Annotated in this window: 8 protein-coding genes; all 8 read right to left on the bottom strand. The window is 58.0% G+C overall.

Features of this window, described 5'->3' with window-relative positions; genetic code table 11:
• Positions 1-184 precede the first annotated feature (184 nt).
• Positions 185-670 (bottom strand): AlbA family DNA-binding domain-containing protein, encoded by a 486-nt coding sequence (locus ACHHRT_RS13480; protein WP_395500292.1) that lies wholly within the window; start codon positions 668-670, stop codon positions 185-187.
• A 69-nt stretch (positions 671-739) separates the two neighbouring features.
• Entirely contained in the window at positions 740-994 is a 255-nt protein-coding gene (locus ACHHRT_RS13485; protein WP_395500293.1) for a Fic family protein, read from the bottom strand.
• Positions 982-1,590, bottom strand: coding sequence for a hypothetical protein (locus ACHHRT_RS13490; protein WP_395500294.1), 609 nt, complete (start codon positions 1,588-1,590; stop codon positions 982-984). The genes ACHHRT_RS13485 and ACHHRT_RS13490 overlap by 13 nt, the downstream gene beginning before the upstream one ends.
• Positions 1,591-1,700: 110 nt before the next feature.
• Positions 1,701-4,214 carry a S8 family peptidase gene (locus tag ACHHRT_RS13495; protein ID WP_395500295.1) on the bottom strand — a complete coding sequence of 838 codons (2,514 nt, stop codon included), beginning with the start codon at positions 4,212-4,214 and terminating at the stop codon, positions 1,701-1,703.
• Positions 4,215-4,231: 17 nt separating this feature from the next.
• Positions 4,232-5,218, bottom strand: a complete 987-nt coding sequence (locus ACHHRT_RS13500) for an AAA family ATPase (protein ID WP_395500296.1) — start codon at positions 5,216-5,218, stop codon at positions 4,232-4,234.
• Positions 5,219-5,275: 57 nt separating this feature from the next.
• A complete protein-coding gene (locus ACHHRT_RS13505; RefSeq protein ID WP_395500297.1) occupies positions 5,276-8,017 on the bottom strand; it encodes a helicase-related protein in 2,742 nt (913 codons plus the stop codon).
• Between the two features lie 62 nt (positions 8,018-8,079).
• Positions 8,080-8,667 carry a deoxynucleoside kinase gene (locus ACHHRT_RS13510; protein ID WP_395500298.1) on the bottom strand — a complete coding sequence of 196 codons (588 nt, stop codon included), beginning with the start codon at positions 8,665-8,667 and terminating at the stop codon, positions 8,080-8,082.
• A gap of 9 nt (positions 8,668-8,676) precedes the next feature.
• A partial coding sequence (locus tag ACHHRT_RS13515) for a hypothetical protein (RefSeq protein ID WP_395500299.1) occupies positions 8,677-8,865 on the bottom strand: 189 nt, incomplete at its 5' end.

The following is an 8,865-nucleotide window of genomic DNA, read 5'->3' on the forward strand; positions in this document are numbered from 1 at the left end:
AGTTAAGTTAAAGTTTTTAACCGGTACCGCCTGGTCTTGTGGCTTGAGCCATAGGCTTCCAGAAAAACAAGATTCGTCAATAAGTTGGAAACCGTACTCTGGGCCGAACGGCTGTTTCCCAGCAACAGCAACTCCCGGCATTCACTGTTGTTTATGGAGCCATGCTGTTCGACGTAATGCCGGATCAAGGCCGGCCATTGCACCTTGTCGATGGCTCGTGAGCGGCTGTAGATGCCTTTGCCCACCAGCTCCGCCGCCACCGATGCGGCCAGGTGGTAGGTAACCCCGCTTTTTTGCCCCGCCTTTCCAGCCAGGGACTGGGACGATGACAGAACTGTTCCAGCCGGTCCCTGGCCCGTGCCTCCGGTAATTGGGTGATTCTGGCGGCGGTGCCTTCATAGATGCCGCGCCGCCAGGTGTCCAGATCGTAGCGGCTGCAACCGGTGATTGCCCGCTGCCGACCCCGGACATCGTCCTTGACCCCGAAAACCACCACCCCGCCCTCGGCATTGGCAAAGCAGACCGCCATCTTGACCGCCTCGGCCAGTGACTTCTTGGCATCGAGCCAGCGCTTGAAGTCCAGAACCTCGGACTCAAGCTGATCCGCCGGGATTTCGTCGATCCGGGTCAGAATATTGCTGATAGCTTCCGGTGAAGGGATTGCGGTCATGTTTGCAACTCCTCTTCATGCGTACAGGGTGGGGCCAGGATCATTTCAGCCTTACTTTCTCGACGAAATTCACCCGGTCGGTTGCTCATTACTTTGACCGGTGCTGAAGTTCGCTGCTGCCAGCAGTTGCTTGCCCTTTGCGGTGAGGCGGTATTTTTGTTTGCTGCTGGTCGGTTTGTCCGGAATGGTCCGTTCCAGCAGGTTTCGTTTGAGTAGCGGGGTGAGGTAGTTGATATGGAAGGTTGACCGGTCTCTGATTCCGGCAGCCGTCTGCAACTCTTTATTTGAAAGTGATCCGGCCTCACATGCCGTCAGAACTGGCAAAAGTCGCGCATATTCGTCGGAACTGCCGACTTGTTGGGTGACCTGTTGGATGACCTGTTGGGTGACTTGTTGGTCGCCTTCGGGGGTGGCGTGATCGGTAACACGTTCATCACCCAGCCCTCCCCGGTCAACACCCAATGGCAGGGTGGTGACAAAACTATGTTCCGTTTCCTGGAAGACCGGGGTGGCTCCATTGGCGTAAAGCGGATGATCAGGCGATCATCGTAACGATCCTGGTTGCGGCGGCGCAGCAGGCAATCGAACTTGTAGCCGGGGACGGCGCTTTGGATCACTTCATCGCTGCCGAAAAGCAGGGCCGCCGCCAGGGTCAGGCCGGGTTGGCCGCTGTTGGGATCGCGATTGAAAAATCCGCCCACTTTCAGCAACTCTTCGTCGCTGAAGGCCAGCCAGGGGTGGCGGCGACTGCCAGCTCGCATCAGGCTGCGGGCCTTGGCAAAGAGATCGGGACGCAGATCGGCAATGGCCAGATGGGGCAAAACCCGCTGTTCGGAAAAAAGGCTCAGCTTGCGGTTGGCCAGCCCGGCCAACTGGTGGGTGCCGCGCAGGCGGTAGTCGCCATCCTCGCTGCGCAGCATGATTTCACCACGATGCCGGTGAATCTGAGAGCTTAAGGGCACCTGGACGGCAATCACCGTTTTGTTGTCGGCGATTACCCTAAAGTTCCGGATGCTAATGGATTGCAGCCTCATGAGACGCCTATCGTCACCGGCGCAGCAATCTTGTTTACAACCGCACTGTAAAGATCAACCTTGGCCTCGGGCGCCCGGATGGAAATGATCAGGGCGTAGCGGGTTGCCATATTGTACCGCTCATGGCGTGTTCGGGTTTTCCACCAGCCAACTGTGGGATACACCGCCAGGACTCCACGGCTGGCCAGATCGGCCGCTTTCCCTTGCCAGATGTCCGAATGAATCGAGCCTCTGTGCCGATTTTTCGGGCCAATGACCCATGCCGGATCGTCGCCGCCAACTGGTGTGCCCGTTTCCTCCCCCCGGGCCATGGCGTTGATTCTCCCTCGGAAGGCACCCTCCGATTCATGGGGGCGTTTCACATCAAAACGCAACCCGTGGGACTCGTAACGGTACCGTGACCGGAAACCCCGTTCAGAAGGGTTGGGCTCAATAAAATAGGAGAGGGTAACCCGCATCTCAACCGGTGTTTCCTGCAAGGCCTCCAGTTCTTCCAGTGGCCAGGGCAGCCGGTGGAGATGCATGTCTCGCAAAGTGGGGTCTTTTGGGGATTCCCGCACAAAAGGCTGCAAGGATTCCTGCACAACCATACTCAAGGAGTTGGCAACACTCCAAAGTGCGGCATCCAGGTTCGGCACCCCAAAACCGCAATGGCGGACGAGATCGGCGTAATCCTTTTTCCGTGCCTTGCCGTTGGGCGGCAGAAACATCCGTTGCATGGCCTCTGTCCATTGAGCGGAGTGGACCATCAACGCCCGAATGGTTTCCGGCCAGAGTTCAGGGTAAGCGGCCATCAGTTGCGCCGCCATCCGGGCGGCTAAGGCGGTGGCCGCACTGGTGGCATTTGCCGTGGTGAACAATCGTTGGTGCGGCTCGTGATTGGTAGTGAGCAGAGACAAGCTGGGCATCCAAACGGCCCCTAGGGCATCTTTGGCCGCGTTGCCGCCTTCGAAAACCACATCCGGCTTGATGGGCCAGATTGGCGGCTGCCAACATTGTGAGGTGGTGCTGAAAGGACTCAGTCCGCCTTGGGGGGCAATAGGCCGGTAGGCCTCCGCATCCGCCTCCTCGATGCGATCGAGTTCGGTGTACGCACCGACCGTCAGTGCATTCCATGCCTGACCAGGATCGTGAATTCCGTCGGTGCTGTTGCTCTGCGGATATTCCCGCCAGGCATTGGGATCATCCACATTACCGGCGGAAACGATCAGCAGCCGCGGGCTGGCGTTGCTTTCTTCCGCGTCACTGGCCAGACGATCAATCGCCGCCGACCAGGCCGAAGGACGACCCCGGTCACGGTAGTCACGGGCGGTCACGGTGAGGCAAAAAGCCCTTTTCCGGTAAGGATCTGTCACTTCCGGTCTGGATACCGCCTCGGTGGTCAGGTAGCCATGATGCCGATCGTCACCGGCATTAGCGCCATCCTCCGGCAATAGCTTGACCGATTCCAGGCGGTGGCCGATTTCCACCGTGGCGTCAGTCTCAAGAATTCGGGTCAAATCGCCGGCTAGGGCAAGACCGGCTATGGCGGTGCCGTGCCCGCAAAGGTCGTTAAACCCCCATGCCGGTTCCACCGTATGCAGATCGGCATCGGACAGGGCAGGAGCAAGCAGGAGATGGCGATTGTTGACCCCGGTGTCGAGCAGGCAGACATGGGGGACGTCCTCGTTCATACCGGGAAAACTGCTGCGGGCAAGCAGTTCGTCCAGCCACTCCGGCTGTTCAACCGGCGGCAGGGAATCGAAAAACTCCGCTGTTTCCTTGGCGCGCCTGAGTTCGGCAACGCAATTGAGCGCCAGCATTGAGCGGCGCATCTGGCCTCCGGAAGCGCGCACGAGCAGCACGGTCCGCTCCGGAAAGCGCAACTCACCCGGTGCGACGCCCAAATCCATCCCTCCGGCCAAGCGACGAAAGTCGGCGACCGTCGCCTGCCGGTCCGGGCCTACCGGCAGCCAGACCTCCCACCAGAAGACCTCCTTATCGTCAACGGGAAAAACCGAAAGGTCATCGGTCCACAGAGCGCGCAGGGTGGCGGCCCTGATCTGCTCGATCGCATTGACGAGTCTCTGGTGGTCCCGGGCCCGGCCCGCCCGGTCACGCCTCTCTGCCAGATAATCGCGCAGGAGATTCTCAAAATGCTGCAATTTGCCGTCCGGGACAAAAACCGTGGCCAGGGTTTTGCCGGCATCATGCCGCACATTCAGCAGTTCAATCCCTCCCCGCTCGCGGGCCAGGCTTTCAAAGGCCAGTTCTATGTCCGGAAAGCTTTCAAATTCCACCTGCAAACCAAAACCGCCTTCCAGACCGGCCATTTCCTGAAGCTGGCGAGCATGCTCCATCGTGGACTGCAGGGCATTAAGCTGACCGAGGAGAAAATTGCCGTGCTGTTGCCGATTGCGGGCTGGAATCTGCGACGGCTCAATCCGTTGTAACGGCCGACGAAACCGCTCGGTTTCGGTGACGCCATCCAGGATGATATGGCGATATTTGTCCCCGCTGTGATCCCTCACCCACACGCTCCTTTCCGTTATACCACCTGGTAGAGCCTGGCCATGAGCCTGCGCCGTTCTTCCAGCGCCATCTGAATCTCGGCCTCGCTGACCTCTTCGCGCTGCTGCATCACGGCTTCCTTGATCACCTCGTCGGCCGCCCTGGTAAGTTCAGCATAGCTCAGGCCGGCCGCCGTTTCAGCCAGATGCTTCCAGGCAACCCCCTTGCCGGCATAGCGGGTCAGTCGCGCTCGCAGCAGAGCGGCGCTTTGGTCCTGTTCAGGCAATTGATAATGCAGCACATCGTCAAACCGGCGGAACAGGGCATGATCGAGGATTTCCGCATGGTTGGTGGCCGCGAGAATAAGACTGTGGGATTGATCCTGTTCGATCATCTGCAAAAAACTGTTGAGCACCCGCCGAATCTCGCCGACATCATTGGCCAGCCCCCGCTGGGAGCCGATGGCATCGAACTCGTCGAAAAAATAGACCCCCTTGGTCTGGCCCGTGGCTTCAAAAATCTGCCGCAGTTTGGCGGCGGTCTCGCCCATGAGCTTGGTAATCAGGCCATCCAAGCGGACCTGAAACAAAGGTAGACCCAGCTCACCCGCCAGTACCGATGCGGTCATGGTTTTGCCGGTGCCCGGCGGGCCAACCAGCAGCAGCTTGCGGCGTGGCGCCAAGCCATGTGCCAGAATCCGCGCCGCATGGCGCTGTTCCCGGATAACCCGCTGGATTTTCTCTTCCAGCACCGTATCCAGCACCATGTCAGCCAAGCGTCCCTTGGGATAGGAAGCGGCTAGCAGCCCGGCCAGCTCACCACGGGGCCGGCTGATCGGCGTCGGCTGTTTTGGCCCGGATCGGCGCTTGGCCTCGTCAATCAGCGCCCGCAGCTCTTCAGCCAGCTTGCCGTGCCCTTTTCTTGCCTCATGGGCGGCAACCTGCATGGCCACGGAATAAAAATGCTGCTCGTCGCCGTCCAGATGGGACTTGAACAGCGCTTTCAACTGATCTGCGCTTGCCATGAGTTGCTCTCCAGACAGGGTTTATCTACTGCGTCTTTCTTTTGCATATCATACAGTTTACCAGGTTGCCAACAACACCCGCAGGGCGTCCGCTTGGTTGAGCACTTCGGCGGTGGCGTCCCAGTCGGCATCCAGGGATTCCGTGGTTTCCTTCACGCTGAAGGGATTACGCTCCCGATCGGCGATGACGGTCAGGACGGTGTTTTCGTCCCACTGTTTGTCGTTGAGCATATCGGTCACCCACTGGTCCACGATGAAATCGGGGATGGTGCCGAAGATGGCGGTGATTTCCTGGATACGGCCGGAAAGGGTTTCAAAGAGCTTCAACTCCGCCCCTTTATCGTAACGCATGTTGTAAAAAGGGATGCGCTTGGCCAGGGTGCCGCGCTGGACCCGGCCCTTGCGCTGCTCCAGCAGGGTCGGGTTCCAGGGCAGGTCAAGGTTGATGAGGCATCCCAGTTTTTGCAGATTGAGGCCGGTGCTGGCGGCATCGGTGCCGATCAGGAGCTTGAGCCGGCCCTGAACCACCTTTTCCTTGAGCAGTTCCCGGTTAATACTCTGGATTTTGCCATCGGCGAAGAGCTTGCTGGCGCTGCTGTTGGTGTAAAGTCCAATGGGCTGATCGAGGTGTTTTACCAGGTATTCGGCCAGGGCATAGGCGGAGTCATAAAATTGGGTGAAAATCAATACCCCGCGCTCCAGCCAGGAAAGCCCTTCAAAATCCAGGGCCAGAATTTCCCGAACCCGCTCGAACTTGGGGTCTTCCTCCCGTTCCAGGTGGCGGACCAGATGTTCCTCCAGTCTTTGCAGCAGAGCCTTTTCCTCATCGGTCAGGGGGTATATGGACTGGGCATCGTCATCGGGGTCATCCTCAACTTCCAGCAACCGACCGGCCAGCATTTTGCGGGTGGTCTTGAGCCCGGCCGCCAGGGAACTGCCGACCCGGCGCTGAAGCAAAGTTTTGATGAACCCTCCGGCCTTGATCCTCTGGTGCAGGGCTTTGGCAAAGTCTTCGGCCAACTCGAAGGCCTGTTCCATGCTGTGGGAGCAGAGAATCGGCTGGCCGTCGCCAAAGGCCACCATCTCGATGCGGACCAGCTTACCTTCATTCTCCAGCCGCTCGCGGGAGCGTTTGATCACCCACTGGGTAAAGGGGTTAACCTCCCGCAGGGTCAGAAAATCCAAATCGAAGGAGCGGGAAGGGTCAAGCCGATCCAGGTCGGCATTGGTGGCCAGGTCATCGGTCAGGGCCAGGCCGAGATCGCCGCGAATCCAGTCGAAGACCTCGGTGGCGGCATCCAGGGGGGCAGCCAGGGGGTTGCGCCAGTACTGCCATTTGTCATAGAGCTGGCCTACATCCTCGCGACCGGCGACAATATCGAATATCTCGGGGCTGTCAGCCCGTCGCCAGAAGCTGTTGGGGCTGCCCAGTACCTGGGGGTTGTGTACCGAAAGAATGGCCAGCAAGTCCCACAACTCCATGGGGTGCAACTGGACCGGGGTGGCGGTGGCCAGCAGCATAGTCTTGGTCTGGGCGGCCAGTTGCTCGGCGAAGCGATACAGCCGTTTCTTTTCCGGGGGCTTGTAAACATTGCCGGGGGCCAGGTTGGCCCGGCGAATTTTATGGGCCTCGTCCCAGATCACGCAGGCGTAACGTTTGGCCAGCAGTTGTTCGGTCAGCTCCTGGTTGCGGCGGGAAAGCGGGGCGCTGGTTATGACCGAGGTGGAAACTATGCCGATTTTGCGGGGGCAGTTGGTGAGCCGGTCCGGCAAGGCCGGGTGAAATTCATCCCGTTCAGTGAGCCAGCCACCGTTTTCCCAGCGGGCCGAAGGCACCGCCAGCTTCAGCAGCAACTCCTCCTGCCACTGTGCCAACAGCGGCTTGGGGGCCACGATCAGGATGGGCAGATCGTCCAGGGTGCCGATCAGCTTGGCCAGTGCCCCCAGTTGCAGGGTTTTGCCCAAGCCGACCCCGTCACCCAGCAGAAAACGGGCGCCCCGCCGGCTATCCTGCCGGTACTTGAGATGTTCCTTGAAGGCCAGATTGATGAAGTACTTCTGATGATCCCAGAAGCCGAAAAGCTCGGTGGTGGTGGGCACCTCGGCCAGCAGTGGTTCCGGCTGCGGGTTCTCCTGCCAGGGACCGATGTGGTCCAGCACAGTGCGCCGGCTCAGACGGCCGATCTGCTTGACGATGAACTCCGACAGAGGGAAGCCCTTTTCCCAAAGGGCATCGAACTCCTGCTGCATCCAGAGCACGCTTTCCGGGTGGTCATCTTCCCAGACCAGTTCGTAATTGCGGGTCCAGGCCCGGGCGCTGTCATTGGCGCTGCCAATGAAGGAGGTTGCCCTCGACGGCCCCTCGATAACCCCGCCCTTGCCGTGAACAAAACCGAACTCGGCATCCGGGACGATGCGAATCTCGAACAGGCGACCGTCCCGGCCAGAAGCGGTCAGCAGTTGATAGAGAATTTTCAGCCTCTCCTGAGCCGCCCGGCCATGCACATCCACCAGGTGGGTAAATTGGCCGGCATTCCAGGCCAGCCGCAGCAGGCTTTCTTCCAGTTCCCGGCGGCGAGGGCCGGTGGCCATCCGTACGGTTTTGACATCCTCGGCATTTACTTCGGTGTTGCAGACAATCCGCACCCTGGCAATGGCGGCCAGCTCCTCCGCCGCCAACTCCAGCAGACTGCTTTGGAAATAACCGGCGATCCGATCATAACGCTGGGCGCCAGTCAGGCGCTGCTGAAGAAAATCGGTGTAAAGGCTTCCCCGACGGGAGCTGTAGCGTTGCAACATGGTCTCAAGTTCCGGCTTATCGTGGCCAGCCCGCAAGGGAACGCGGGTTGGACGGGTTATTCTCATCGAACAGAAAGCTCTCCACACAAAGCCGCAACATGGGGTATCGCATCCAGCCCATCTACGAAGTTGATTTCATGGCTGTTCACGGTAATCACACGGCTGCGCTTGGCCGCTTCGTCAACCCTAGCCTTAATGGCCTCGGTCAGTTGACGCAGATAGTCAATGGTTATGTTTTTTTCGAAATCACGATTTCTGCTGGCAATACGCTCAAGCAACACCTCTTCAGGGCATTGTAAATGGATGATAGTTTGCGAAAGCCCCAGTTCACGATCAACTTCCTCGGCCACAGTGAGAAAAATGTCCCGGTGTCTTTGTTGAAGGGTTACGTCGGCATAAGCTTTGTCGAGAATTATTGAGAAGTCACAGACTTTGTTTTTTGTTTCAGTCGCTGTTTTGATGGCATGGTAATGCTGGAGCAAAAAGGTGATCTCGGTTTCAAAGCTGAATCTTGCCGGATCAGAGTAGAAAGCTGTCAGAAAAGGATTGGTGGAAAATGATTCATAAATGGCAAGAAAATCAAGGAAAGAGAAATGGCCACACAATGTGGTTTTACCTGAAGCGATATTTCCACAGATTTCTGTTCGCATTTCACAAATCTATTGTTTGTCGGTATTTGTATCTTGTTGATCTTCATCAATCAAAATTGATGGTTGGTTTCTCTCAGTAATAGATCCACCATATATCGTCATCTTTTTCAACTGATCAATTTCATCCCTAAATCTATTTTCTGTGTCAGATACATATTTATTAACGTCGGTTACAAGATGATAAATCTGGTATGATAG

The sequence above is a fragment of the Desulfurivibrio modestus genome, assembly GCF_044068625.1.
Classification (GTDB): domain Bacteria; phylum Desulfobacterota; class Desulfobulbia; order Desulfobulbales; family Desulfurivibrionaceae; genus Desulfurivibrio.